Raw genomic sequence first — 24,935 nt, 5'->3', positions numbered from 1 at the left:
GCCGCTCACATCACCGCTACATGGCCGCTCACATGGCAACTTCCACCTGGCCGGGCGCGATAACCTGCGCCTTGATAACCCGTTGGGAATTGAGGTTTTTTACCCGAATCTGTTCTTTCAGGCCGCCGTTGGACAGGGCTTCGCCCGGCATCCGCACGGCAAGGGTGCCGCTGCGGGCGGTGATCACCACTTGATCACCCTTGCGAACCACTTCCGCCTGTTCCAGATGCACCAGGGTGATGACTTGATCGGCTACCGTTGGTCGGGTCAATTTCTGGCCGATGGCTTCATCCACCGACGTCAGAAAACCCTGATTGATCGTGCTGACGTCGCGCTCGCGCAAGGTCACGTCCTGAGGCTCGATGATGCCGGCGCGTTTGAGTGGTCGCGTGGTGGTGACAATCTCGCGAAACAGGCGGACTTGAGCGGGCACGAACACCGTCCAGGGGGAGGCGCCTTCGCAGCGGACCTTGACCGTGACACGGCCCAGAGGGCGTGCCGGACTCTCCAGTGTCGCTGTCAATTCCTTGTCGCACATAGGCATGCGCATGCGTGGATCGAGCTGGTTGACCTCGATTTCATAACGGCCTTCCGTTTGACTGGTAGCCAGATAGTCTTCTACGGTGAATTCAAGAAAGCCCTGAGTGACGCCGATAAGCATGTCAGGCAAGGTAACCGCATCAGCACCGGCAGGGCTGCCAGCGAAAAAAAGGCAAACGGCGGACATCGCGCAAAGCCCTCTGCGGAGGGGAGATGTCAGGCGTCGGAAAAATGTCGTTTGAGCGTTCATACGAGTTAAAAAGCAAGCGCCGTGCCGTTTAGCAATGAATGTGCGTCGCAACAACACTTGGCGTTGGTGTAGGAGTCTGGGCATGGCTGGTGTAATGGATTCGGTGAACCAGCGCACGCAACTGGTGGGGCAGAATCGCCTGGAGCTGTTGTTGTTCCGTCTCGACGGCCAGCAGCTCTACGGGATCAACGTGTTCAAGGTTCGGGAAGTGCTGCAATGCCCGCAACTGACGGTGATGCCCAAGTCCAGTCCTGTCGTGTGCGGGGTGGCGAATATCCGGGGGGCGACCATTCCGATCCTTGATCTGGCGATGGCGACCGGCTCCGGTGCTTTGAAAGACAAGAACAGTCCGTTCGTGATCATCACGGAATACAACACCAAGACCCAGGGTTTCCTGGTGCGCTCGGTGGAACGTATCGTGAACATGAACTGGGAAGAGATCCATCCGCCGCCCAAGGGCACCGGACGCGATCATTACCTGACCGCTGTGACTCGGGTCGACAATCAGTTAGTCGAAATCATCGACGTCGAGAAGGTGCTGGCGGAAGTGGCGCCGACCCCGGAAGCGATTTCGGTCGGCGTGGTGGATGTCGAGACCCAGAGCAAGGCATTGTCGCTGCGGGTGCTGACGGTCGATGACTCGTCGGTGGCGCGCAAGCAGGTGACGCGTTGCCTGCAGACGGTCGGCGTCGAAGTGGTGGCGTTGAACGACGGCAAGCAGGCGCTGGATTACCTGCGCAAGCTGGTCGACGAGGGCAAGAAGCCGGAAGAAGAGTTCCTGATGATGATCTCCGACATCGAAATGCCGGAGATGGACGGGTACACCCTGACGGCCGAGATCCGCAGCGACCCTCGCATGCAAAAGCTTCATATCATCCTGCATACTTCGTTGTCGGGTGTGTTCAATCAGGCGATGGTCAAGAAAGTCGGTGCCGATGACTTCCTGGCCAAATTCCGTCCTGATGACCTGGCATCCCGGGTAGTCGACCGGATCAAAGCAGCAGATATCAGCTAAGGGCCTTCTGCCCCTGGCGTTCAACACGATTTAAGAGGCGGCATCATTTGTCTACGGGTAATTTGGATTTCGAACAGTTCCGGGTCTTCCTGGAAAAAGCCTGTGGCATTTTGCTCGGTGAAAACAAGCAGTACCTGGTGTCGAGCCGTCTCAACAAACTGATGGAGCAGCAAGGCATCAAGTCCCTGGGTGAGCTGGTACAGCGCATCCAGACCCAGCCGCGCAGCGGTTTGCGCGAGCAGGTGGTCGATGCCATGACGACCAACGAAACCCTGTGGTTTCGTGACACCTATCCGTTTGAAGTCTTGAAGAACAAGGTGCTGCCCGAGGCGATCAAGGCCGCTCCCAACCAGCGTCTGCGGATCTGGTCGGCGGCCTGCTCGTCGGGTCAGGAACCCTATTCGCTGTCGATGTCGATCGACGAGTTCGAGCGGACCAACATCGGTCAGTTGAAGATGGGCGTGCAGATTGTTGCCACCGATCTGTCCGGCAGCATGCTGACCAACTGCAAGACCGGCGAGTACGACAGCCTGGCGATCGGTCGCGGTCTGTCCGCCGATCGTCTGCAGCGCTACTTCGACCCGAAAGGGCCGGGGCGCTGGGTGATCAAGGCGCCGATCAAGAACCGGGTGGAGTTCCGCTCGTTCAACCTGCTCGACAGCTACGCAAGCCTGGGCAAGTTCGACATCGTGTTCTGCCGCAACGTGCTGATCTACTTCTCCGCCGAGGTGAAGAAGGACATCCTGTTGCGCATCCACAGCACGCTGAAGCCGGGCGGTTATCTGTTCCTTGGCGCTTCCGAGGCGCTGAACGGTCTGCCGGATCATTACCAGATGGTTCAGTGCAGCCCGGGGATCATCTACCAGGCGAAGTGATCAAGACTGGCAACACAAGAAACGGGAGTCCTCAGGGGCTCCCGTTTTTTTATGCCTGAAGGTTTTGCCGGTGGCAGGTGGCGGCAGAAAAGCGGCATCCGGCGGAAACCGGTTGCCGCTTTTCTGGCATTGCCGCGTTGCCGGTTCCGCGCAAAGCCCCGTAATCCGGGGCTTTCTCAAACTGGCACGCCGCTTGCTATAACCCTGTTACGAAAAATCCGGTCACCTGAAGGTTCCCGACATGAGCATCAGCTTCGATAAAGCGCTCGGCATTCACGAAAAGGCTCTGGGCTTCCGCGCCCAACGCGCCGAAGTGCTGGCCAACAACATCGCCAACGCCGACACCCCGAACTATAAGGCGCGGGATCTGGAGTTCTCCAAAGTGCTCGAAGCACAGAGCCAGAAGAACGCCAACGGCACGATCGCCCTGAACATGACCAACAGCCGTCACATCGAAGCTGAAGGCCTGGGCAATGGCGACGAGTCGCTGATGTATCGCACGCCGATGCAGCCGTCGATCGACCAGAACACCGTGGACGCCCAGCTGGAACAGTCGAACTACGCGGAAAACGCCGTCGGCTTCCAGGCCAGCTTCACCCTGCTCAACAGCAAATTCAAAGGGCTGGTCTCAGCCCTGCGCGGAGAGTAATCCATGTCCCTGTCCAGCGTTTTCAACATTGCCGGCAGCGGCATGAGCGCCCAGACCACCCGTCTCAACACCGTGGCGTCGAACATCGCCAACGCCGAGACCGTCTCGTCGAGCATCGACCAGACCTACCGTGCCCGTCACCCGGTGTTCGCCACCATGTTCCAGGGCGGCCAGAGCGGCGGCAGCAACTCGCTGTTCCAGAACCAGGACGCTGCCGGCCAGGGCGTACAGGTCATGGGCGTGGTCGAAGACCAGAGCAACCTCGAAGCGCGCTACGAGCCGAACCATCCAGCGGCCGACGCCAAGGGCTACGTCTACTACCCGAACGTCAACGTGGTGGAGGAAATGGCTGACATGATTTCCGCGAGCCGGTCGTTCCAGACCAACGCCGAAATGATGAACACCGCCAAAACCATGATGCAGAAGGTACTGACCCTCGGTCAGTAATAAGGGGCGACTGCCATGAGTGTTACCGATACCACCAGCAGCCTGACGATGAACGACATACTGGCCAATTCTTCGAAGAAGACCAGTAGCACCACCGCCGGCGGCATCGCTTCGGCCACCAACAGTTCGACCGGCGGCCAGGCCCTGGGCAAGGACGCGTTCCTGCAACTGCTGGTGACCCAGCTGAAGAACCAGAACCCGCTCGACCCGCAGGACAACAGCGCATTCGTTGCCCAGCTGGCGCAGTTCAGCAGCCTTGAGGGGATTACCACCCTCAACAGCACCGTCAGTTCGCTGGCCGGCAACTACAACTCGTCGCAAGCCCTGCAGGCTTCGTCGCTGGTCGGCCGCAACGTGATCGTGCAGACCAACTCGGTCCAGCTCGACGATCCGAGCAAAGGCATGACCGGTTCGGTCACCGTTCCGTCGTCGATTGCCGGCGGTACCGTCTCCATCACCGACAGCAGCGGCACCGTTGTTCGCACCATCGACCTGGGCAGCCGCGCCGCCGGCAATGCGAGCTTCACCTGGGACGGCAAGGACAAGGACGGCAACCTGGTAAAAACCGGTACCTACACCGTCAAGGCGAACGCCTCGATCAACGGCACCGCGACCGATATGGCGACCTACCTGCCAGCCACGGTCACCAGCGTGACGATCAGCCAGACCGGTGGCGAGCTGATGCTCAACCTGTCCGGCAAGGGCACCGTTGCCCTGTCCAAAGTACAAACCATTGGTATATAGAGCCGACTAACCGGCACAAAGGAGTGGAATATGTCTTTCAATATCGGCCTTAGCGGTCTCTATGCAGCCAACAAGCAACTGGACGTGACCGGCAACAACATCGCCAACGTCGCGACCGCCGGTTTCAAATCGTCCCGTGCAGAATTCGAAGACGTCTACTCGGCGACTCGCCTGGGTAGCGGCAGCAAGGTCATCGGTAACGGTGTGCGCCTGGCCAACGTTTCCCAGCAGTTCACCCAGGGTGACATCAACAACACCGGCAACGTGCTGGACATGGGCATCAACGGTTCGGGTTTCTTCACCCTGAGCAACAACGGCTCGATCTCCTACACCCGTGCCGGTACGTTCAAGGTCGACAAGGACGGCTTCATCACCAACACCGATTACACCTCGCGTCTGCAAGGCTACGGTGTGGACTCCAACGGCAAGGTCATCAACGGCGTGTTGACCGATCTGAAGATCGACACCTCGAACCTGGCGCCGAAGTCCACCTCGCTGGTGACCTCGACCATCAACCTGAACTCGACCGCTCCGGTGATCGACGACACAGTGGCGGCCGGCAAGTTCGACCCTAGCAAAACCGAGACTTACACCAAATCGTTCAGCACCCCGATCTATGACAGCCAGGGTAACTCCCACGTCATGGACCAGTACATGGTGAAAACCGGTGCCAACACCTGGAAGGTCTACACCCTGGTAGACGGTCGTAACCCGGATGCTACCGGTAGCGATCCGAAAGTCACCGCACCTGTTGCTTCGACCATGACGTTCGACTCCACCGGTCAACTGACTCAGGTCAGCACGCCGCCTGCCGTGATCAGCAGCGACCTGAAACTCACTGGCTGGGTGCCGGGCACTGTCACCAACGGTGTGTGGAAGGCCAACGGCGCTTCGGCGAACGCGGCTGGCATCACCATTTCGATGGCCAAGACCACTCAGTTCAACGCTGACACCGCGCGTTCGATTCCGACTCAGGATGGTTACGCCACTGGCCAGATCACCAATCTGACCATCGACGGTACCGGTACGCTGTTTGCCAACTTCAGCAACAACCAGAGCAAGGCTATCGGCCAGGTTGCGCTGGCGAGCTTCACCAACGAGCAGGGTCTGCAGCCGATTGGTGGGACCAGCTGGAAAGAGACTTACGCTTCGGGTATTCCGGGCTACGATGCGCCGGAGACCGGTACGCTGGGTTCGGTTGTTTCGAACTCGCTGGAAGAGTCGAACGTTAACCTGACCAATGAGCTGGTTGATTTGATCAAGGGTCAGAGCAACTATCAGGCGAATGCGAAGACCATTTCGACTCAGAGCACTATCATGCAGACCATTATTCAGATGACCTGATTTCTGGGTTTTGGCTGGTTAAGGAGCCCCTCTTTTTGAGGGGCTTTTTTTTGTTTCGGTTTTGGGGTGGATCCGTTTTTGCGGGTGTTGCTTCTGGCGGTTTCGCCCTTACGGCGAGTCCCTTTTGGCAAACGCCCCAAAAGGAACCAAAAGGTCTGGGCCCCGGCGTTCGGCCCCTCGCTTTGGCTCGGTGTTCCTTCGTTACGGGATTCATCCGGGGGCATCGCCTACGGTTTGCTTCGCTGCACCTCCTCTCGATGCATGCGGCTTCGCCGCACGGTCGCTGCGCTCCCACCCCCGGATAAATCCCTCCACTCAGCCTTCCGATGGGGCCGGCACGTCAAAAGCGGTACTCGAGCTAACGCTCATCGTGTTGAGTGGTGGAAGCAAAGGCAAAAGCAAAAGGCAAATGAAAAAGGCAAAAGAAAAAGGCAAAAGAAAAAGCAGGTGCGGGATGTTTGCTTTTAAGGCTTGAGTTCAACTCGGTATTTCACGTCGGCGTATCTCTCCAAAACAACTCGGTCAGTCCCCTCTCCCTCTGGGAGAGGGCTAGGGTGAGGGGTTTTGCTTTTGGTTTTGCTTTTTTGCGGACAAAAGAAAACCCCCGACAAACCAGAAGTCTGTCGGGGGTTTCTCGGATCAGGCGTTTTGCAACGCCTGATTCAGCTCAGCTTATTGGCAAGCTTCGCAATCCGGCTCGTCGATGGCGCAAGCCTTCGGTACTGGAGCCGGGCCGGCAGGGGCTGCCAGGACCGAGTCGTCACCGTGGTTGCCGCCGCTGGATACAGCGTTCAGCTTGCCGGTGTTGATGGTCGACTTCTCGGTGCTGGTCGCGGCCAGGGCACGGAGGTAGTAGGTGGTTTTCAGACCACGGTACCAGGCCATGCGGTAGGTCACGTCCAGTTTCTTGCCCGATGCGCCGGCGATGTACAGGTTCAGCGACTGGGCCTGGTCGATCCACTTCTGACGACGGCTGGCGGCGTCAACGATCCACTTGGTGTCCACTTCGAACGCGGTCGCGTAGAGCTCTTTGAGTTCTTGCGGGATGCGCTCGATCTGCTGAACCGAACCGTCGTAGTACTTCAGGTCGTTGATCATGACCGAGTCCCACAGACCGCGAGCCTTCAGGTCGCGCACCAGGTACGGGTTGATCACGGTGAATTCGCCCGACAGGTTCGATTTCACATACAGGTTCTGGTAGGTCGGTTCGATCGACTGCGATACGCCGGTGATGTTGGCGATGGTCGCGGTCGGTGCGATGGCCATGATGTTCGAGTTACGGATGCCTTTCTGTACACGGGCGCGAACCGGTGCCCAGTCCAGGGACTCGGTCAGGTCGACGTCGATGTACTTCTGGCCACGTGCTTCGATCAGGATCTGTTGCGAATCCAGCGGCAGTACGCCTTTGGACCACAGCGAACCCTGGAACGTCTCGTACGAGCCGCGCTCGTCGGCCAGGTCGCAGGAAGCCTGGATCGCGTAGTAGCTGACCGCTTCCATCGACTTGTCGGCGAACTCGACGGCAGCGTCGGAACCGTAAGGGATGTGCTGCAGGTACAGCGCGTCCTGGAAGCCCATGATGCCCAGACCGACCGGACGGTGGCGGAAGTTGGAGTTCTTCGCCTGCGGTACCGAGTAGTAGTTGATGTCGATCACGTTGTCGAGCATGCGCACGGCTACATCGATGGTGCGCTTGAGCTTGGCGGTGTCCAGCTTGCCGTCGACGATGTGGTTCGGCAGGTTGATCGAGCCCAGGTTGCAGACCGCGATCTCGTCCTTGTTGGTGTTCAGGGTGATCTCGGTGCACAGGTTCGAGCTGTGAACAACGCCGACGTGCTGCTGCGGGCTACGCAGGTTGCACGGGTCTTTGAAAGTCAGCCATGGGTGGCCGGTTTCGAACAGCATCGACAGCATCTTGCGCCACAGGTCTTTGGCCTGGATGGTCTTGAACAGCTTGACCTTGCCCGGGTACTCGGTCAGGGCTTCGTAGTACTCGTAGCGCTCTTCGAAGGCCTTGCCGGTCAGGTCGTGCAGGTCCGGTACTTCGGACGGCGAGAACAGGGTCCACTTGCCGTCATCGAAGACGCGCTTCATGAACAGGTCAGGGATCCAGTTGGCAGTGTTCATGTCGTGGGTACGACGACGGTCATCACCGGTGTTCTTGCGGAGTTCGATGAACTCCTCGATGTCCATGTGCCAGGTTTCCAGGTAGGCACACACAGCGCCTTTGCGCTTGCCACCCTGGTTAACGGCAACGGCGGTGTCGTTCACCACTTTCAGGAACGGAACCACGCCTTGCGACTTGCCGTTGGTGCCCTTGATGTACGAACCCAGTGCGCGCACCGGCGTCCAGTCGTTGCCCAGGCCACCGGCGAATTTCGACAGCATGGCGTTGTCGTGGATCGCGTGGTAGATGCCCGACAGGTCATCCGGCACGGTGGTCAGGTAGCAGCTCGACAGCTGTGGACGCAGGGTACCGGCGTTGAACAGGGTCGGGGTCGAAGCCATGTAGTCGAACGAGGACAGCAGGTTGTAGAACTCGATCGCACGGTCTTCTTTCTGCTTCTCTTCGATCGCCAGGCCCATGGCCACGCGCATGAAGAAGATCTGCGGCAGTTCGAAGCGCACGCCATCCTTGTGGATGAAGTAACGGTCGTACAGGGTCTGCAGGCCCAGGTAGGTGAATTGCTGGTCGCGCTCGTGGTTGATCGCCTTGCCCAGTTTTTCCAGGTCGAAGGAAGCCAGCACAGGGTTCAGCAGTTCGAACTCGATACCTTTGGCGACGTAGGCCGGCAGGGCCTTGGCGTACAGGTCGGCCATTTCGTGGTGAGTGGCGCTCTCGGCCACGCCCAGGAAGCCCAGGCCTTCGCCGCGCAGGGTGTCCATCAGCAGGCGGGCGGTCACGAACGAGTAGTTCGGCTCGCGCTCGACCAGGGTGCGCGCGGTCATTACCAGCGCGGTGTTGACGTCGTTCAGGGCCACGCCGTCGTACAGGTTCTTCAGGGTTTCGCGCTGGATCAGGTCGCCGTCGACTTCGGCCAGGCCTTCGCAGGCTTCGGTGACGATGGTGTTCAGGCGGCCCATGTCCAGCGGCGCGAGAGTGCCGTCGGCGCGGGTGATGCGGATCGACGGGTGCGCCTGTACCGGTGCTTCGGCGGTGGTGCGAACGGCGCGTTCCTTGGAGCGGGCGTCACGGTAGATCACGTAGTCGCGAGCCACTTTCTGCTCGCCGGCACGCATCAGGGCCAGTTCGACCTGGTCCTGGATTTCTTCGATGTGGATGGTGCCGCCCGATGGCATGCGACGCTTGAAGGTCGCGGTGACCTGTTCGGTCAGGCGGGCAACGGTGTCGTGGATTCGCGACGAAGCGGCAGCGGTGCCGCCCTCAACTGCGAGAAACGCTTTGGTGATAGCGACGGTGATCTTGTCATCGGTGTAAGGAACGACAGTGCCATTACGCTTGATCACACGCAGTTGGCCAGGCGCGGTGGCAGCCAGATCCGAATTCGAATCGGCGGCCTGCGGCAAGGTGCCCTGCGGGTTCTCGCGAGTTGTGTCGGTTTGCATGGGTGTCTCCACGTTCTCTATGTTTGTTTGGGCACCATCACGGTGCCCACCGTTCCGTCCTGAAGCACTACAACCGGCAGTTGCCGGGGTAACGACTTCGGGACAGTTCAGGAAGGGGGCCTTGTGGGCGCCGCTTCCATGCCGAAGTCTTCGGTTCGCGCGATACGCGTGAAACCGCATTCCATTCGGGGAGCAGTTTCGGACTGCAACACCCGTACCGTTTACGCCGTGATCGGCTGAAAAACGGTAGCCATCCGCAGGCGCGGTTTGGGCTTCTGAAAATACGTTTGGTTCAACCCGACAATGGCAATAAAAAGCCTTGAATTCACTGTCCGGTTTGTGTTTGGTTTTTTGGCCTCAACCCCTACATGTAGGGTTTTTTCAAGCGCGGGCTACAAGATAATGCGTTTTGGGGGAGGATTGCAACGGACAGCCTGTGGATAACCCTGTGCGTAAATTGTGTGCGAAATGTCGAATTCACGTGTAGGCCGCGAACCTGCTGAGCTAGACCGTTTGTCACTGTTTTCCACCGCAAAAAAATGCCGCGGCGGAATTTTGAGGGCGCGAACCCTATCACAAAAATCCGCCTTGTCCGAACGCATTTACCGACTTGTGTTCTGGCTGTACGCCGTTTATACAATCGGCCCATGCGCACGCATTCTTATCCTCCTAAAAGATGACAAAAAGACGGGAGGATCCTTCCTTTATAAGCAGCATCGGCAAGCAGAGGTCACCCGTGGAGCAAGAAGCCTGGCAGGTATTGATAGTCGAGGACGACCAGCGTCTGGCCGAACTGACCCGTGAATACCTGCAAGCCAACGGATTGCGCGTGGAGATCGAAGGCAACGGCGCGCTGGCGGCGGCGCGGATCATCAAGGAACAGCCGGACCTGGTGATCCTCGACCTGATGCTCCCCGGTGAAGACGGCCTGAGCATTTGCCGCAAGGTGCGCGATCGCTACGACGGACCGATCCTGATGCTCACCGCGCGCACCGATGACGCCGACCAGATCCTCGGCCTCGACCTCGGTGCCGATGACTACGTGTGCAAACCGGTGCGCCCACGGCTGCTGCTGGCGCGCATCCAGGCGTTGCTGCGACGCAGTGACACACCGGAGCCGCCAGCGGGTAATCCGCGTCGGCTGCAATTCGGTCCGCTGGTGGTGGACAACGCCTTGCGCGAAGCCTGGCTCAGCGAGAGTGGCATCGAGCTGACCAGCGCCGAATTCGATCTGCTCTGGCTGTTGGTGTCCAACGCCGGACGGATCCTGTCCCGGGAAGAAATCTTCACCGCACTGCGCGGCATCGGCTACGACGGCCAGGACCGTTCGATCGATGTGCGCATCTCGCGCATCCGCCCGAAGATCGGCGACGACCCCGATCACCCGCGCCTGATCAAGACCATCCGCAGCAAAGGTTATCTGTTCGTGCCTGAAGCCTGCGTAGAACTGCCGCTGTGAATTCGATCTTCCTGCGCATCTATGGCGGCATGTGCGCGGCGCTGATTCTGGTGGCGGTGCTCGGCGTGCTGGCGTTGCACCTGCTCAACCAGGTTCGCAGCGAGCAATACCGCGAGCGTCTGGCTCACGGCACGTTTTCGCTGATGGCCGACAACCTGCAACCGATGAACGAGACTGAACGCCATCGCGCCTTGCTGGTGTGGGAGCGGTTGCTCGGGATTCCGCTGGCGCTGAAGACCTTCGCTCAGACCGATCTCGACCTGACTCAGCGCACTCGGGTGCAGCGCGGCCAGGCGCTGGTCGAACAGACCGGCCCGCACGCGGCCAAGGTCTATCGGCTGGTCAGCGACAAGGATCAACTGGTGCTGGTGGGCGAGGTGCAGCAGATCAGCGAGCAACTGGCCCGGGCGACCATTTACCTGTTGGCCGATGAACTGGTGCGGGTGCCCGTGGGCGAGCAGCCCAAACGATTGGCGCAGTTGAAAGAGGACAAAGGTTTCGGCTTCGATTTGCGGCTGGTCACCGTCAGCGATGCCGACATGGACGAAGATCAGAGCCGTCGGGTATCCGAAGGCGATACGGTGATGGCGCTGGGCAAGGGTGGCGATTCGATCCGGGTGTTTGCCGGCATGGTCGGCACGCCGTGGGTGCTGGAAATCGGGCCGCTGTATCAGATGAACCCGTACCCGCCGGAATGGCTGGTGCTGATCGCCGCCCTCGGCCTGACCCTGATCGGCCTGATCGTCTATCTATTGGTGCGCCAGCTCGAACGGCGTTTGCGCGGGCTCGAAGCTGCCGCCACGCGCATCGCCAAAGGCAGTCTGGAAACCCGGGTGCCGGCCCGTGGTGCCGACTCGGTGGGCAAACTGGCGGCGGCGTTCAACGGCATGGCCGAGCACTTGCAGCAGTTGCTCGCGATCCAGCGTGAACTGGTGCGCGCGGTGTCCCACGAACTGCGCACGCCGGTGGCGCGCCTGCGTTTCGGTCTGGAGATGATCGGCTCGGCCACCACCCCGCAGGCGCTGGAAAAGTACCGTGAGGGCATGGACCACGACATCGAGGATCTCGACAAGCTGGTCGACGAAATGCTCACGTACGCCCGGCTGGAGCAGGGCTCGCCGGCGCTGACCTTCCAGCGCATCGACCTGGATGCGCTGGTCAATCAGGTGATCGAAGAGCTGGCGCCTCTGCGTGCCGAGGTCACGGTGCAACGGGGTCTTTGCCTGTCAGCAGCGGATTGCGATGACGCCTGGGTCGAGGCCGAGCCGCGCTACCTGCACCGCGCCTTGCAGAACCTGGTGAGCAACGCCATGCGCCATGCGCGTTCTAAGGTAACGGTCAGTTATCAGGTCGGGCAGATGCGTTGCCGGGTGGATGTCGAGGACGACGGGCCCGGTGTGCCGGAAACCGCCTGGGAGAAAATCTTCACGCCGTTCCTGCGCCTGGACGACAGTCGCACCCGGGCGTCCGGCGGACACGGTCTGGGCCTGTCGATCGTGCGGCGGATCATCCACTGGCACGACGGCCGGGCGCTGATCGGCAAGAGCAAGAGTCTGGGCGGGGCGTGCTTCAGCCTGAGCTGGCCGAGGAATCAGGAGCGGCGCTGAAACCGCTTACGCCTGGATGCTGACCAGACTCAGCAACTGCCCGTCCTGCACGCCGAATTGCGCATCGAGCTGCGTGCCGTTGCGCCATTCGCTGGACAGATCCGTCAGCAACCGCAGCCGGATCTGCCCCCGTTCATTCCACTCCAGAACCTCGGCGTGTTCGAAGTAGAAGCGCTGCTGCACGATCGGGTACAGCGCCTTGAACAGGCTTTCTTTCACTGAAAAGGTCAGGGTCACCCAGAGCGCGATCTGATCCCGGGCACCGGCGGCCATGCGCTGCATTTCCGGCGGGGTCAGGATCTCTCCGGCCAGACGCTCGGCGCGTTCGGCGTTGAGCAGGTTTTCCAGGTCCATGCCCAGCCCGCGCCAGTGCTGTTTGTTGGCGACAATCGCCGCCGCGCGGCCGGTGCTGTGGGTGATCGAGCCGCAGATGTGCGCCGGCCAAATGGGGGCGCGATCTTCGCCGATCGCCGGAACAGTGCTTGAGCCTTCCAGCTGCTGCAACGCCGCCCGTGCGCAAATCCGCCCGGCAAGGAATTCCGCCTGCCGCTTGGCCACCGAACGCTGAATGCTCGGCGGCGGCTCGATGGCGCTGCGGCGAAAGTCATCGCCGAGCAGTTGCGACGGGTCGAAATGGGTGCTCAGAAACACGGTGTCGGGCAATGCGGTCGGCAGCGGCCAATGGGCATCGAGCGGGGTGCAGCAGGCGGGGAGGAAAGGGCTGGCAGTCATGTCGGGCATTTTGCCGGGTTGTCTTCGGGCTGGATAGTGCAGAGGAGGTGATCGTTCCCACGCAGAGCGCAGGAACGATCGGTTAACCGGAATCAGCCAAAGATCTTCTTGAAGAACGCCTGCATGTCCGCCCAGGATTTTTCATCGGCCGCCTTGTTGTAGCCGATATCCGGGCCACCGTGATCGCCGTGGCTCAGGCGATCCGCGTCAGGATTGCTGAAGCCGTGCTTGGCACCGTCGAGGCTGACGAATTGATAGTCGGCGCCGGCCTTGTCCATTTCCGACTTGAACGCCGTGACGTTGTCCGGGGTGACCATGCTGTCCAGCGCGCCGTGCTCGACGAGGACTTTCGCCTTAACGCTGCCCGGTGTAGCCGGGGTCTTGGTGGCCAGCGCACCGTGGAAACTCACCACGCCGGCCAGCGGCACACCCTGACGCGCCGCATTCAGCACCACGCCACCGCCGAAGCAGTAACCGATGGCGGCGATTTTATCCTTGTCGGTCTGTGGCTGTTTCTTCAACAGATCCAGTCCTGCCTGAAAGCGCTTGCTGGCCGCATCGGCGTTTTGCGTGGCCGCCTGCATGAACGCCATCGCGTCTTTCGGGTGCTCGGTGTTCTTGCCTTCACCGTACATGTCGATGGCCAGCGCGCTGTAGCCGAGCCCGGCGAGATCCCGGGCGCGGCGCTTGGCGTAGTCGTTCAGTCCCCACCATTCATGCACCACCACCACGCCGGGGCGCGGGCCCTTGATCGCGTCGTCGTAGGCGTAGTAACCGATCAGCTTCGTGCCGTCGGCACTCTGATAGGGGATTTCCTCGGTCTTGATCGCAGCCTGGCTGAGGCCGCTGAAGACAAGGAGGGCGAGGGTTAGAAGCAGGCGCATGATCGGGTCTCCTGACAATAAAGGGTCAAAACAGCCTAGTTCATTTCATTCAGGCCAGGTTCAGAGAGCGTTCAGGGGCGGTACAGGGGAGGGTCAGTAACCTTGCGCCATACCCGAAGAGCACAACTGAGGAACACTCAATGACTCGTTTGAACAAACTGCTGCTGGCTTTCACCGTCATGAGCGCAAGCATCGCCGCCCATGCCGACACCACCACCAACTTCGCCGGCCTGACCTTCGGCCAGACCAGCGACAAGATCAAGAAATCCAACACCCTGAACGACAACCTCGGCCACCCGGATGCCACCGCGGCCATCGACGGCAACAACACCTACGGCCTGCGTCTGGGTCAGCAAAACAGCCAGGGTCGCTACTACGCCACCTACGACAACGTGTCCGGCTCGCACAATGGCATTAAACTGCGCCAGGAAAACCTGCTGGGCAGCTACGATCTGTTCTACCCGGTGGGTAGCAGCACCAAGCTGTTCGGCGGTGCCACGGCCGGTCTGACCAAGTTGACCCAGGATTCGCCAAGCTACAGCCGCGACAGTGACATCGGTTACGCCGTCGGCGGCCAGTTCGGTGTGCTGCAGCAAGTCTCGCAGAACACCTCGGTCGAACTCGGTTACCGTTACCTGCGCAGCAACGCCAGCACCGAAATGAAAGAGAGCGGCGGCAGCAAGCAAGGCTCGCTGGATTTGACCAGCAGCGCCCAGACTTACCTGTCGGCCAACTACGCTTTCTAAGCGATTGGCGTCAGGACCGCGCCGGGTCGTCCTTCGAGGGGCGACCCGGCGCAGCCATGTGAGGCGAAAGCCTTTGGAGTTGTCGATTTACCCGGGAGAGCGTCATGAAACTGTTGGTCGTCGAAGATGAAGCGCTGTTGCGCCATCACCTGCAAACCCGCCTGACGGAGAGCGGTCACGTGGTCGAGTCCGTGGCCAATGCCGAAGAGGCGTTGTACCAGACCGGGCAATTCAACTTTGACCTGGCGGTGATCGACCTCGGCCTGCCGGGCATGGGCGGGCTCGACCTGATCCGCCAGTTGCGCTCGGGCGGCAAGACCTTTCCGATCCTGATCCTCACCGCGCGCGGCAACTGGCAGGACAAGGTCGAAGGTCTGGCCGCCGGTGCCGACGATTACGTGGTCAAACCGTTCCAGTTCGAAGAACTCGAAGCGCGGCTCAATGCGTTGCTGCGCCGTTCCAGCGGTTTTACCCAGTCGACCATCGTCGCCGGCCCGCTGTTGCTGGACCTCAATCGCAAGCAGGCGACCCTCGACGAGCAACCGCTGGCGCTGACCGCCTACGAATACCGGATCCTCGAATACCTCATGCGTCATCACCAGCAAGTGGTGCCCAAGGATCGGCTGATGGAACAGTTGTACCCGGATGACGACGAGCGTGATCCGAACGTGATCGAAGTGCTGGTCGGCCGTCTGCGCCGCAAGCTCGAAGGCCCGGCCGGGTTCAAGCCGATCGACACCGTGCGCGGCCTCGGTTACCTGTTCAATGAGCGCTGCACTTGATCCGTTCCCTTCGCGTCCGGCTGATGCTCGCCGCCACCACCCTGGCGGTGTTGTTCATGCTCGCGTTGCTCCCGGCGATGCAGGGCGCGTTCAGCCTGGCGCTGCAGGACTCGATCGAGCAGCGGCTGGCGTCCGACGTCACCACGCTGATCTCCGCCGCGCGGGTTGAAAACAACCGCTTGATGATGCCGGCGCAGTTGCCCGACGAGCGCTTCAACCTCACGGACAATCGCCTGCTCGGTTACATCTATGACCGCGAAGGGCATCTGGTCTGGCGTTCGAAGGGTACCCAGGAAGAGAAGATCAACTACACGCCGCGCTACGATGGCCTCGGCAACGAGTTCGCGCGGATCCGCGAAGCCAACGGTCAGGAATTCTTCGTCTACGACGTCGAAGTCAAACTGCTCGGCGGCAAGAGCGCGGCCTTCAGTATCGTGGCCCTGCAACCGGTGCGCGAATACGAAACCACCCTCGAAGGCCTGCGGGAAAATCTCTACCTCGGTTTCGGCGCGGCGCTGCTGGTGCTGCTCGCATTGCTGTGGATCGGCCTGACCTGGGGCCTGAAAGCCTTGCGCCGGCTCAGTCAGGAACTCGACGAAATCGAAGGCGGAACCCTCGAAAGTCTCAGCGAACAACACCCGCGCGAACTGCTGCGCCTGACCGGTTCCCTCAACCGCCTGCTGCACAGCGAACGCCAGCAGCGCAGCCGTTATCGCGACTCCCTCGACGATCTGGCCCACAGCCTGAAAACCCCGCTGGCGGTATTGCAAGGCGTCAGCGAAGACATGGCCCAGCGCCCCGAAGACCGGGATCAGGCCTGGGTGCTGCAAACCCAGATCGAACGCATGAGCCAGCAGATCGGCTACCAGTTGCAGCGCGCCAGCCTGCGCAAAAGCGGTCTGGTGCGCCATCAGGTGCGCCTGCGTCCGGTGCTGCAAAGCCTGTGCGACACGCTGGACAAGGTCTACCGCGACAAGCACGTGCGCGTCGCCTTCGATCTGCCGGAGCACTGTTACGTGCCGATCGAGCAGGGCGCCTTGCTGGAGATGATGGGCAACCTGCTGGAAAACGCCTATCGCCTGTGTCTGGGCGAAGTGCGCATCAGCGTGCGCGAAAGCCATTCCGGAAGCGAACTTTGCATCGAAGACGACGGCCCCGGCGTACCACCGGACCAGCGCGCACGGATTCTCGAACGCGGCGAACGCCTGGATCGTCAGCACCCGGGGCAGGGGATCGGGCTGGCAGTGGTCAAGGACATCATCGAGAGCTACAGCGCCAAGCTGACCTTGGGGGATTCGCCGATGGGTGGGGCGGCGTTCAGGATTCATTTTCCGGCGGTGTGAAAGCGAGCGCCCCTCACCCTAACCCTCTCCCAGTGGGAGAGGGGACTTACCTAAGTGCCTCGAGAAAATTATCGACCTGAGCGATTTGCATCGAATTTGGATTCAACAGCAAGCTTTCAGGTCGGCGTATTTATTGAGCATCCCCCAATCAGTCCCCTCTCCCTCTGGGAGAGGGTTAGGGTGAGGGGCTCTTGATCTGGGGCTTCATTGCTCCTGCGCCCGATACGCCCCCGGCGTCAGCCCCGTCCACTTCTTGAACGCCCGATGAAACGCCGACGGCTCGGAGAACCCGAGCTGTTCGGCGATCTGTTGCAACGACAGATCCGCCCGCCCCAGGTGATAAATCGCGATGTCCCGCCGCAGCTGATCCTTCAATTCCTGAAAACTGGTGCCTTCCTCGCGCAGATGCCGGCGCAGGGTTTGCGGGCTGATGTGCAGGTGCGCGGCAACCGCTTCGAGGTCCGGCCAGCGTGCGCTGTCGTGGCTGAGCAAACGGCGCAGCCGGCTGCTCAGGCTGTTGCCGTCGTCCGGGCGTGACAGCAGGTCGGCGGGGGAGCGTTCGAGGAAATGCTTGAGGGTGCGTTCGTCCTGCAACAGCGGCATGTGCAGATAACGACTGTGAAACACCAGGCTGCTTTGCGTTACCGAGAACTCCAGCGGGCAGGAAAACAGCAGATCGTATTCCGCCCCGTGCGCCGGTTTCGGGTAGCTGAAACTCGCCTGTTCCAGGCGAATCCGCTGGCCGATCAGCCAGCTGCCGAGGCGATGCCAGATCACCAGCAGACTCTCGCTGAGAAAGTGATCCGGGTCCCACAATTGCGCATCGTCGAGGCTCAGGCGCACCCATTCGTCTTCATGGGTCAGGGTCAGGCGCGGGGCTTCGGGGAATAGGCTATAAAACAATAAGCCGCGTTGCAGAGCCTTCTCCAGGCTGCGGCAATGAATGATGGCGTGGCACATCATGGCGAAGCTGCCGGGTTTGCTCGGCGCGTTGCCGAAGCCCAGGTATTCGTCGTCCAGGGCCAGCCACAGGTTCTGGATCAGTTGGGTGAATTGCTCAGGGGCGATCCGCGCGCGCGGCTCGTCGAGCAGTTCGGGGCTGATGCCCAGTTGCTGCAGCAGGTCCGAATAGTCGTAACCCGAGCGCCGTGCGCCACCGAGGGCGGCGCGGGCAAAGTGACTGGCGATGGTGCGTTCGCGCATGAGCGGCAGATCCTTCCTCTGGCGACCGATGGTAGCGGCTGCCTTTGATCGGTAACAAGGCGGATTTCCGCCAAATTGTAGGACGAGGTCGGGTGAGTTGGCGGAAATCCGCCACACTTGAGTAACCGAACGGTGATACAGAAAAAGCCGTATCCCCTGATATCAAAAGGCTTGCAGCGATTTGCACCAAAGTGGCACGAGGTTTGCGATAAGAGCGACAGAAGCGTGCGCCGAGCCGGTCCGGAAAAGCGCCGTTCGACACAACAAATCCCTCCAGTGCAGGAGGGTTCGCAATTCAAGTGTCGCGGTCAACAGATGGATGTTGCCACGCGGGACTCTTGAGGAACTTTGCAATGACGACTCGTCAGCCACTGTACAAATCCCTGTATTTCCAGGTGATCGTCGCAATCTGTATCGGTATTGCGCTCGGCCACTACTACCCGCAGTTCGGCGTGGCCGTAAAGCCGCTGGGTGACGGGTTCATCAAGCTGATCAAAATGATCATCGCCCCGATCATCTTCTGCACCGTGGTCAGCGGCATCGCCGGCATGCAGAACATGAAGTCGGTCGGCAAGACCGGCGGTTATGCACTCCTGTACTTCGAAATCGTTTCGACCATCGCCCTGCTGGTCGGCCTGATCGTGGTCAACATCGTGCAACCGGGCAATGGCATGCACATCGACGTCAGCACCCTCGACGCCTCGAAAGTCGCCTCCTATGTAGCTGCCGGTGCTGATCAAAGCGTTGTCGGCTTCCTGCTCAACGTGATCCCGACCACCATCGTCGGCGCATTCGCCACCGGTGACATCCTGCAAGTGCTGATGTTCTCGGTGATCTTCGGTTTCGCCCTGCACCGTCTGGGTGCCTACGGCAAGCCGATCCTGGACTTCATCGATCGCTTCGCCCACGTGATGTTCAACATCATCAACATGATCATGAAGCTCGCGCCAATCGGTGCCTTCGGTGCGATGGCGTTCACCATCGGTGCCTACGGCGTCGGCTCGCTGGTGCAGCTGGGTCAACTGATGATCTGCTTCTACATCACTTGCCTGGCGTTCATCCTGATCGTGCTCGGCGGTATCGCCCGCATGCACGGCTTCAGCGTGCTGAAGATGATTCGCTACATCCGTGAAGAGCTGCTGATCGTGCTGGGTACTTCCTCTTCGGAATCGGTACTGCCACGCATGCTGATCAAGATGGAGCGTCTGGGCGCGAAGAAATCGGTGGTAGGTCTGGTGATCCCGACCGGCTACTCGTTCAACCTCGACGGCACCGCGATCTACCTGACTATGGCGGCCGTGTTCATCGCTCAGGCGACCGACACCCACATGGACATCACTCACCAGATCACCCTGCTGGTGGTGTTGCTGCTGTCCTCCAAAGGCGCAGCCGGTGTGACCGGTTCGGGCTTCATCGTACTGGCGGCCACCCTGTCGGCCGTAGGTCACCTGCCGGTGGCCGGTCTGGCGCTGATCCTGGGTATCGACCGCTTCATGTCCGAAGCCCGCGCCCTGACCAACCTGGTCGGCAACGCCGTTGCGACCATCGTTGTGGCCAAGTGGGTGAAAGAGCTGGACACCGACGTGCTGCAGACCGAGCTGGCTTCGGGCGGCCGTGGCATCATCGATACCCGTCCGGAAGACGACCTGGGTGTGGCCGAAGGCGCAACCCCGAGCAATGTGAAGTAAGCATCGCTTGACTGGAAAAACCCGCTTCGGCGGGTTTTTTCTTGCCTGCTGTTTGAGCGCAACGGTCAGCGCAACTGATGGATCCGGTAATTGCCCCATCGCCGATGGCTGCCTAGGCTGCATGCATCGTTGATGGAGATCGCCCATGTCTGCACCGCTGGCCTCACTGAAGATTCTGGATTTCTCGACCTTGCTGCCGGGGCCGTTCGCCTCGCTGCTGCTGGCGGACATGGGTGCCGAAGTGCTGCGCATCGAATCGCCGACCCGCCTCGACCTGGTGCGGGTGTTACCGCCTCACGATCACGGCGTCTCGGCCAGTCACGCTTATCTCAACCGCAACAAGCGCAGCCTGGCGCTGGACCTTAAGCAGCCCGAAGCGCTTGAGCTGGTGAAGCAGTTGCTGGCGGATTACGACATCGTGCTGGAGCAGTTTCGCCCCGGTGTGATGGAGCGGCTGGGGCTGGGTTACGAGGCGCTGAAGGCGATCAATCCGAAGCTGATTTACGTGTCGATCACCGGTTACGGCCAGACCGGGCCGTACAAGGATCGCGCCGGCCACGACATCAACTATCTGGCGCTGGCCGGGCTCTCCAGCTACACCGGGCGCGCCGACAGCGGGCCGTTGCCGCTGGGCATGCAGGTGGCGGATGTCGCGGGTGGCTCGTTGCATGGGGTGATCGGCCTGTTGGCGGCGGTGATTTCCCGTCAGCAGACCGGGCAGGGCACCCATCTGGACGTGAGCATGACCGACTGCGCGTTCAGCCTGAACGCCATGGCCGGTGCCGGATATCTGGCCTGCGGTGAGGAGCCGGGCTGGGAGGATCAGATGCTCAATGGCGGCAGCTTCTACGATTACTACCGCTCCCGCGACGGGCGCTGGATGTCGGTGGGCAGTCTGGAGCCGGCCTTCATGCAGCAACTGTGTGCGGCGCTGGGCCGGGCGGAACTGGCGGCGCAGGGCTTGTCGCCCAAACCCGAGCAGCAGTGGGCGCTCAAGGACGCCTTGAAGGTCGAGTTCGAGAAGCATGACTTTGCCGAACTGTGCGAGCTGTTCGCCGGGATCGATGCCTGTGTCGAACCTGTGTTGAACCTGGGCGAGGCGGTGCAGCATCCGCAATTGCAGGCGCGGGAGCTGGTGACGCAAGTGCCGCGTGGGGATGGCTCGGAGCAGGCGCAGATCGCTTGCCCGCTGAAGTTCTCAGAAGCGTTGCCGGCGCCGCGGCATGTCGGCGCAGCGCTGGGGCAGCATACGGATCAGGTGTTGGCGGAGTTGGGGTTGAGCCCGGAGCGGATTGCCGAACTACGTGCCGCGAAAGTCGTCGCGTAGCTCGTGGGTTACTCGACCCGCATCTCGCCACTAAACACCAGCGTATTGCGACAGCGCCGGCACAGATACCGCCGCCCCTGCCGGACCAGGCTATGACGCTGCGCCGAAAACGGAAAATCGCTATCCGCACACGGGCATTTATAGATGTAGCGGGTCACGCTGCGGCGTTTGACTTCATAGGTATGACAGCGGTCCGGTGGCAATTCGTAGACGCCGCGCATGATCAGTTGCCACTCCTCGCCGTGGGGCTGGATGCGGTCGCCGAACAGCTGATGGGCGATCAGGTGCGCGACTTCGTGAGCCACGGTCTGCTTGAGGAAGTGTTCGGTGTTTTCCCGGTACAGCTGCGGATTGAAGCGCAGCAGGTTCTCGTGCAGATGCGCGACCCCGGCTTTTTGCCCGCGCAGCTTGAGGCTTACCACGGGGCGTTTGAAGGGACGTTTGAAAAAGGATTCAGCGAGTTGGAAACAGTCTTCGACGCGGGTATTGAGTTGCTCGGGCATGCTTGATGGATCTCCAGAGGCGTCGAGTATGCCGCAACGCCGGGGCGTTGCGAATCGTCGAGCTGCCGAATGGTCGTCGCTCTTTTTCAACCGGCACGAGAAGGCCGCCTCGCGGCGGCCTGTGTTGGCGGATCTTGTTCTTCTCGGCGTTGCGGCCAGCCAATTGGTGGCTCTCTAATTGGTGTAGACGGGCCCCACGCCCAGTCCCCAGACGATCACGGTAAACGCCATGATGGCGACCAGCACCACCAGACCCACCGCCAGCACCGAGCTGGAAAACAGGAAACCCTCGTCGGACGGAATGTTCATGAAGGTCGGCAGCCCCACATACAACAGGTACACCGTGTAGCAGATGGCCGCCGTGCCGACGATCATCCCCAGCCACATGTGCGGATAGAGCGCTGCCAGCCCGCCGACGAACAACGGTGTCGCGGTGTAGGTGGCAAATGCCACGCAACGGGCCAGGCTCGGGTTGGCGTCATAAGTGCGGGCCATCCAGTGCACGAAGGCACCCATGACCGCGACCCCGCCGAGCATTGCCAGGTAAGACATGATCGTCATCCACAACGCGCTTTCGACGGTGAGCATCACCGGTGCGCGGTTGCCGATCACCCAGCCGACCTGAGTCGTGCCGATAAATGCCGAAACAGCGGGGATCGCCGCCAGAATCAGCGTGTGCGTCAGGTACATGTGGCTGATGCTTTCTTCCTGGTCGCCACGGATTTCCTTCCATTCCTGATCGGGGTGGGTAAAAAGTCCCACTACGTGATGGATCATGCCAGTCACTCCTCTCGTTATTGCCATCGCCCCCCAGCGGAGCGCCTACGGGCCAATGCGGCCGAGCAAATACAGGTCTTCAGATTGTGTGCGACCTTATGTCGCAGTATAGAAAGGTCTTAACCGCACAGGTGATAGGGGCTTAGAGCAAATCGCGCTGTAAAACCTCGGGGTAATCGCGTCGGGGTCTGTGCAGACGGGCATTCGAGGGGGCGACAACCTGTGGCCACAAGCGAAGTGTTTTTGCGTAAAATGCCCGCCTTTCGTCACACCTCACGGATTTCGCGTCATGGGCACTCTTACGGTCAACCAGAACAAACTGCAAAAGCGCCTGCGCCGCCTGGCCGGCGAAGCCGTCACCGACTTCAACATGATCGAAGACGGCGACAAGGTCATGGTCTGCCTGTCCGGGGGCAAGGACAGCTACACCATGCTCGACGTGCTGATGCACCTGCAGAAGGTTGCACCGATCAAGTTCGAGATCGTCGCCGTGAACATGGACCAGAAGCAGCCGGGCTTCCCCGAGCACGTGCTGCCGGCCTACCTGAAAGAGCTGGGCATCGAGTATCACATCGTCGAGAAGGACACCTACTCGGTGGTCAAGGAGCTGATCCCGGAAGGCAAGACCACTTGCTCGCTGTGCTCGCGCCTGCGTCGCGGCACGCTGTACACCTTCGCCGACGAAATCGGCGCGACCAAAATGGCCCTCGGTCATCACCGCGACGACATCGTCGAGACGTTCTTCCTCAACATGTTCTTCAACGGCAGCCTCAAGGCCATGCCGCCGAAGCTGCGCGCCGACGACGGGCGCAATGTGGTGATCCGTCCGCTGGCCTACTGCAACGAGAAAGACATCCAGGCTTACTCGGACTTCAAGCAATTCCCGATCATTCCGTGCAACCTCTGCGGTTCCCAGGAAAACCTGCAACGCCAGGTGGTCAAGGAAATGCTGGTGGACTGGGAGCGCAAGACCCCGGGCCGTACCGAAAGCATTTTCCGCAGCCTGCAGAACGTGATCCCGTCGCAACTGGCTGACCGTAACCTGTTTGACTTCACCAGCCTGAAGATCGACGAGACGGCGGCTTCGCGTTTCGTCAATGTGGTGAACCTGTAAGCGATCCGATCGCTTGAAAAAAAACGGCGCTCGCGGGCGCCGTTTTCAATTCGTTTTTTAGGAGAGGGCATGCGCGATTACAAGTGGCTGCACGAATACTGTCTGAACCGCTTCGGTTCGGCGGCTGAACTGGAAGCCCATCTGCCCGTTCCCAAGACCCCGGCGCAACTGCGCAAGATCAGCGACGACCGTTATCTCTCGACCATGGCCCTGCGGGTGTTCCGTGCCGGGCTCAAGCACAGCCTGGTGGACGCCAAGTGGCCGGCTTTCGAGGAAGTGTTCTTCAAGTTCGACCCGGAAAAGGTCGTGCTGATGAGCGCCGAACACCTTGAGCGGCTGATGCAGGATGCGCGGATCATCCGTCACCTGGGCAAACTCAAGAGCGTGCCGCGCAATGCGCAGTTCATTCTGGACGTCGAGAAAGAGAAGGGCAGCTTCGGTGCGTTGCTCGCCGACTGGCCGGTGACCGATATCGTCGGCCTGTGGACGTACCTGAAAAAGCACGGTCATCAATTGGGCGGGCTGTCGGCGCCACGGTTCTTGCGGATGGTCGGCAAGGATACTTTTGTGCCGAGCTACGACGTGGTCGCGGCACTGAATGCACAGAAGATCGTCGACAAGGTGCCGAGCAGTCTGCGGGATCTGGCGACGGTGCAGAACGCGTTCAACCAGTGGCATGAAGAGAGCGGTGGACGGCCGATGAGCCAGATCTCGATGATGCTGGCGTACACCGTCAACCATTGAGTCTAAGGTGATCGTTCCCACGTCGAGGCGTCGAACCGTCCGCGTGGGAATGCCGCCCGGGACGCTCTGCGTCCCTGAGACGCGGAGCGTCTCTTTATGCATTCCCACGCAGAGCGTGGGAACGATCCCGGAACCTGTGGGAGCCGGCTTGCTGGCGATAGCGGTGTGTCAGGCGACGGAGACTTCGCCTTCGCCCGCCAGTTTGCGATTCAGCTGATACCGCCACCGCACATACAACAGCGCCGAGCAGAACACCGCCAGACTGGCGATCATCTCCAGCACGCCGAACAGTTGCCGGCTCGGGTCATACGCCGCCAGTGCGCCCTTGATGAAATACAGATTCACCACAAAGCACATCCACGAATGCCCGCGTGCGCTGCCCATGATCATGCCCGGTGCGAGCACGATCCACGGGATCAGCTCGATCAGCAGAATCACCCACGGCCGCGCCCCATGCAGGTCGGCGAACACCAGGTAATAAGCGGCGAGCAGTCCGGCCAGGCCGAAAAAGCACAGCAGACTGATCACCCGCATCGCCCGCACCCGTGGCTCCAGCCACTCGACGGCGGGCAGGACTTTCGGCTTTCTGGCCATC

General features: G+C 60.7%; 23 protein-coding genes. 15 read left to right on the top strand and 8 right to left on the bottom strand.

What is annotated here, in order from left to right; translation table 11 throughout:
• Positions 1-28 precede the first annotated feature (28 nt).
• Positions 29-790 (bottom strand): flagellar basal body P-ring formation chaperone FlgA, encoded by a 762-nt coding sequence (gene flgA / locus M5G18_RS03475; protein WP_081493604.1) that lies wholly within the window; start codon positions 788-790, stop codon positions 29-31.
• Positions 791-872: 82 nt separating this feature from the next.
• Between flgA and M5G18_RS03470 the strand changes: the two genes are divergently transcribed.
• The 6 genes from M5G18_RS03470 (at position 873) to flgE (ending at position 5,864) form a co-directional block, all read left to right on the top strand.
• Positions 873-1,805, top strand: a complete 933-nt coding sequence (locus tag M5G18_RS03470; protein WP_085607426.1) for a chemotaxis protein CheV — start codon at positions 873-875, stop codon at positions 1,803-1,805.
• Between the two features lie 47 nt (positions 1,806-1,852).
• Positions 1,853-2,680 carry a protein-glutamate O-methyltransferase CheR gene (cheR, locus tag M5G18_RS03465; RefSeq protein ID WP_007960327.1) on the top strand — a complete coding sequence of 276 codons (828 nt, stop codon included), beginning with the start codon at positions 1,853-1,855 and terminating at the stop codon, positions 2,678-2,680.
• Between the two features lie 241 nt (positions 2,681-2,921).
• Positions 2,922-3,329, top strand: coding sequence for a flagellar basal body rod protein FlgB (gene flgB / locus M5G18_RS03460; RefSeq protein ID WP_007960328.1), 408 nt, complete (start codon positions 2,922-2,924; stop codon positions 3,327-3,329).
• Positions 3,330-3,332: 3 nt separating this feature from the next.
• On the top strand, positions 3,333-3,776 hold the full coding sequence (gene flgC, locus M5G18_RS03455) for a flagellar basal body rod protein FlgC (protein ID WP_007960329.1): 444 nt from the start codon (positions 3,333-3,335) through the stop codon (positions 3,774-3,776).
• 15 nt (positions 3,777-3,791) lie between these two features.
• Positions 3,792-4,520, top strand: coding sequence for a flagellar hook assembly protein FlgD (gene flgD / locus M5G18_RS03450; protein ID WP_273899367.1), 729 nt, complete (start codon positions 3,792-3,794; stop codon positions 4,518-4,520).
• Positions 4,521-4,550: 30 nt separating this feature from the next.
• Positions 4,551-5,864, top strand: coding sequence for a flagellar hook protein FlgE (gene flgE / locus M5G18_RS03445; RefSeq protein ID WP_273899368.1), 1,314 nt, complete (start codon positions 4,551-4,553; stop codon positions 5,862-5,864).
• A 672-nt stretch (positions 5,865-6,536) separates the two neighbouring features.
• Here the strand turns inward: flgE and M5G18_RS03440 are convergent.
• Positions 6,537-9,431, bottom strand: a complete 2,895-nt coding sequence (locus M5G18_RS03440; RefSeq protein WP_273899370.1) for a ribonucleoside-diphosphate reductase subunit alpha — start codon at positions 9,429-9,431, stop codon at positions 6,537-6,539.
• 736 nt (positions 9,432-10,167) lie between these two features.
• Between M5G18_RS03440 and M5G18_RS03435 the strand changes: the two genes are divergently transcribed.
• Positions 10,168-10,890, top strand: a complete 723-nt coding sequence (locus tag M5G18_RS03435) for a response regulator (protein WP_273899371.1) — start codon at positions 10,168-10,170, stop codon at positions 10,888-10,890.
• Positions 10,887-12,497, top strand: coding sequence for an ATP-binding protein (locus tag M5G18_RS03430; RefSeq protein ID WP_007957745.1), 1,611 nt, complete (start codon positions 10,887-10,889; stop codon positions 12,495-12,497). The genes M5G18_RS03435 and M5G18_RS03430 overlap by 4 nt, the downstream gene beginning before the upstream one ends.
• 6 nt (positions 12,498-12,503) lie before the next feature.
• Here M5G18_RS03430 and M5G18_RS03425 read toward each other — a convergent pair whose 3' ends face one another.
• Both M5G18_RS03425 and M5G18_RS03420 read right to left on the bottom strand, forming a co-directional pair.
• Positions 12,504-13,229: a 4'-phosphopantetheinyl transferase family protein gene (locus M5G18_RS03425; protein WP_273899372.1), complete on the bottom strand. Its 726-nt coding sequence runs from the start codon at positions 13,227-13,229 to the stop codon at positions 12,504-12,506.
• A 92-nt stretch (positions 13,230-13,321) separates the two neighbouring features.
• Positions 13,322-14,113, bottom strand: a complete 792-nt coding sequence (locus tag M5G18_RS03420; protein ID WP_007957749.1) for a dienelactone hydrolase family protein — start codon at positions 14,111-14,113, stop codon at positions 13,322-13,324.
• Between the two features lie 140 nt (positions 14,114-14,253).
• Here M5G18_RS03420 and M5G18_RS03415 point away from each other — a divergent pair, with 140 nt between their 5' ends.
• From M5G18_RS03415 to M5G18_RS03405, 3 genes are all read left to right on the top strand, one after another.
• The gene (locus M5G18_RS03415; RefSeq protein ID WP_273899373.1) at positions 14,254-14,859 is read left to right on the top strand and encodes a hypothetical protein; all 606 of its coding nucleotides are present in this window, start codon (positions 14,254-14,256) and stop codon (positions 14,857-14,859) included.
• 104 nt (positions 14,860-14,963) lie between these two features.
• Positions 14,964-15,641, top strand: coding sequence for a response regulator transcription factor (locus M5G18_RS03410; RefSeq protein WP_007957754.1), 678 nt, complete (start codon positions 14,964-14,966; stop codon positions 15,639-15,641).
• Positions 15,638-16,984 (top strand): ATP-binding protein, encoded by a 1,347-nt coding sequence (locus tag M5G18_RS03405; RefSeq protein WP_085683579.1) that lies wholly within the window; start codon positions 15,638-15,640, stop codon positions 16,982-16,984. The genes M5G18_RS03410 and M5G18_RS03405 overlap by 4 nt, the downstream gene beginning before the upstream one ends.
• A 204-nt stretch (positions 16,985-17,188) precedes the next feature.
• On the opposite strand, the gene M5G18_RS03400 is transcribed toward M5G18_RS03405, so the two are convergent.
• Positions 17,189-18,187: an AraC family transcriptional regulator gene (locus M5G18_RS03400; protein ID WP_273899376.1), complete on the bottom strand. Its 999-nt coding sequence runs from the start codon at positions 18,185-18,187 to the stop codon at positions 17,189-17,191.
• Positions 18,188-18,540: 353 nt separating this feature from the next.
• On the opposite strand from M5G18_RS03400, the gene M5G18_RS03395 reads away from it, so the two are divergent.
• Both M5G18_RS03395 and M5G18_RS03390 read left to right on the top strand, forming a co-directional pair.
• Positions 18,541-19,875, top strand: a complete 1,335-nt coding sequence (locus M5G18_RS03395; protein ID WP_273899377.1) for a dicarboxylate/amino acid:cation symporter — start codon at positions 18,541-18,543, stop codon at positions 19,873-19,875.
• Between the two features lie 145 nt (positions 19,876-20,020).
• On the top strand, positions 20,021-21,202 hold the full coding sequence (locus M5G18_RS03390; RefSeq protein ID WP_273899378.1) for a CaiB/BaiF CoA transferase family protein: 1,182 nt from the start codon (positions 20,021-20,023) through the stop codon (positions 21,200-21,202).
• An 8-nt stretch (positions 21,203-21,210) separates the two neighbouring features.
• On the opposite strand, the gene M5G18_RS03385 is transcribed toward M5G18_RS03390, so the two are convergent.
• Positions 21,211-21,705 carry a SprT family zinc-dependent metalloprotease gene (locus M5G18_RS03385; RefSeq protein WP_007957760.1) on the bottom strand — a complete coding sequence of 165 codons (495 nt, stop codon included), beginning with the start codon at positions 21,703-21,705 and terminating at the stop codon, positions 21,211-21,213.
• A gap of 174 nt (positions 21,706-21,879) precedes the next feature.
• Positions 21,880-22,482: a Yip1 family protein gene (locus tag M5G18_RS03380; RefSeq protein ID WP_007957761.1), complete on the bottom strand. Its 603-nt coding sequence runs from the start codon at positions 22,480-22,482 to the stop codon at positions 21,880-21,882.
• A 289-nt stretch (positions 22,483-22,771) separates the two neighbouring features.
• Between M5G18_RS03380 and ttcA the strand changes: the two genes are divergently transcribed.
• Positions 22,772-23,596, top strand: a complete 825-nt coding sequence (gene ttcA, locus M5G18_RS03375) for a tRNA 2-thiocytidine(32) synthetase TtcA (RefSeq protein WP_064598661.1) — start codon at positions 22,772-22,774, stop codon at positions 23,594-23,596.
• A 69-nt stretch (positions 23,597-23,665) separates the two neighbouring features.
• Positions 23,666-24,340, top strand: coding sequence for a DNA-3-methyladenine glycosylase I (locus M5G18_RS03370; RefSeq protein WP_085683575.1), 675 nt, complete (start codon positions 23,666-23,668; stop codon positions 24,338-24,340).
• A gap of 168 nt (positions 24,341-24,508) precedes the next feature.
• Here the strand turns inward: M5G18_RS03370 and M5G18_RS03365 are convergent, their stop codons facing one another.
• A complete protein-coding gene (locus M5G18_RS03365) occupies positions 24,509-24,934 on the bottom strand; it encodes a DUF2069 domain-containing protein (protein WP_011335491.1) in 426 nt (141 codons plus the stop codon).
• Position 24,935: the final 1 nt, after the last annotated feature.

Source organism: Pseudomonas aphyarum (genome assembly GCF_028657055.1).
GTDB lineage: Bacteria > Pseudomonadota > Gammaproteobacteria > Pseudomonadales > Pseudomonadaceae > Aquipseudomonas > Aquipseudomonas aphyarum.
The sequence above is the reverse complement of the archived record's forward strand: the minus strand, read 5'-3'. Positions and strand labels throughout refer to the sequence as shown.

Bases quoted from the DNA above. Each gene is read 5' to 3' on its own strand.
- flgA (WP_081493604.1), bottom strand. From the start codon at position 790: ATGAACGCTCAAACGACATTTTTCCGACGCCTGACATCTCCCCTCCGC.
- M5G18_RS03470 (WP_085607426.1), top strand. From the start codon at position 873: ATGGCTGGTGTAATGGATTCGGTGAACCAGCGCACGCAACTGGTGGGG.
- flgB (WP_007960328.1), top strand. From the start codon at position 2,922: ATGAGCATCAGCTTCGATAAAGCGCTCGGCATTCACGAAAAGGCTCTG.
- flgC (WP_007960329.1), top strand. From the start codon at position 3,333: ATGTCCCTGTCCAGCGTTTTCAACATTGCCGGCAGCGGCATGAGCGCC.
- flgD (WP_273899367.1), top strand. From the start codon at position 3,792: ATGAGTGTTACCGATACCACCAGCAGCCTGACGATGAACGACATACTG.
- flgE (WP_273899368.1), top strand. From the start codon at position 4,551: ATGTCTTTCAATATCGGCCTTAGCGGTCTCTATGCAGCCAACAAGCAA.
- M5G18_RS03440 (WP_273899370.1), bottom strand. From the start codon at position 9,431: ATGCAAACCGACACAACTCGCGAGAACCCGCAGGGCACCTTGCCGCAG.
- M5G18_RS03425 (WP_273899372.1), bottom strand. From the start codon at position 13,229: ATGACTGCCAGCCCTTTCCTCCCCGCCTGCTGCACCCCGCTCGATGCC.
- M5G18_RS03420 (WP_007957749.1), bottom strand. From the start codon at position 14,113: ATGCGCCTGCTTCTAACCCTCGCCCTCCTTGTCTTCAGCGGCCTCAGC.
- M5G18_RS03415 (WP_273899373.1), top strand. From the start codon at position 14,254: ATGACTCGTTTGAACAAACTGCTGCTGGCTTTCACCGTCATGAGCGCA.
- M5G18_RS03410 (WP_007957754.1), top strand. From the start codon at position 14,964: ATGAAACTGTTGGTCGTCGAAGATGAAGCGCTGTTGCGCCATCACCTG.
- M5G18_RS03400 (WP_273899376.1), bottom strand. From the start codon at position 18,187: ATGCGCGAACGCACCATCGCCAGTCACTTTGCCCGCGCCGCCCTCGGT.
- M5G18_RS03395 (WP_273899377.1), top strand. From the start codon at position 18,541: ATGACGACTCGTCAGCCACTGTACAAATCCCTGTATTTCCAGGTGATC.
- M5G18_RS03390 (WP_273899378.1), top strand. From the start codon at position 20,021: ATGTCTGCACCGCTGGCCTCACTGAAGATTCTGGATTTCTCGACCTTG.
- M5G18_RS03385 (WP_007957760.1), bottom strand. From the start codon at position 21,705: ATGCCCGAGCAACTCAATACCCGCGTCGAAGACTGTTTCCAACTCGCT.
- M5G18_RS03380 (WP_007957761.1), bottom strand. From the start codon at position 22,482: ATGATCCATCACGTAGTGGGACTTTTTACCCACCCCGATCAGGAATGG.
- ttcA (WP_064598661.1), top strand. From the start codon at position 22,772: ATGGGCACTCTTACGGTCAACCAGAACAAACTGCAAAAGCGCCTGCGC.
- M5G18_RS03370 (WP_085683575.1), top strand. From the start codon at position 23,666: ATGCGCGATTACAAGTGGCTGCACGAATACTGTCTGAACCGCTTCGGT.
- M5G18_RS03365 (WP_011335491.1), bottom strand. From the start codon at position 24,934: ATGGCCAGAAAGCCGAAAGTCCTGCCCGCCGTCGAGTGGCTGGAGCCA.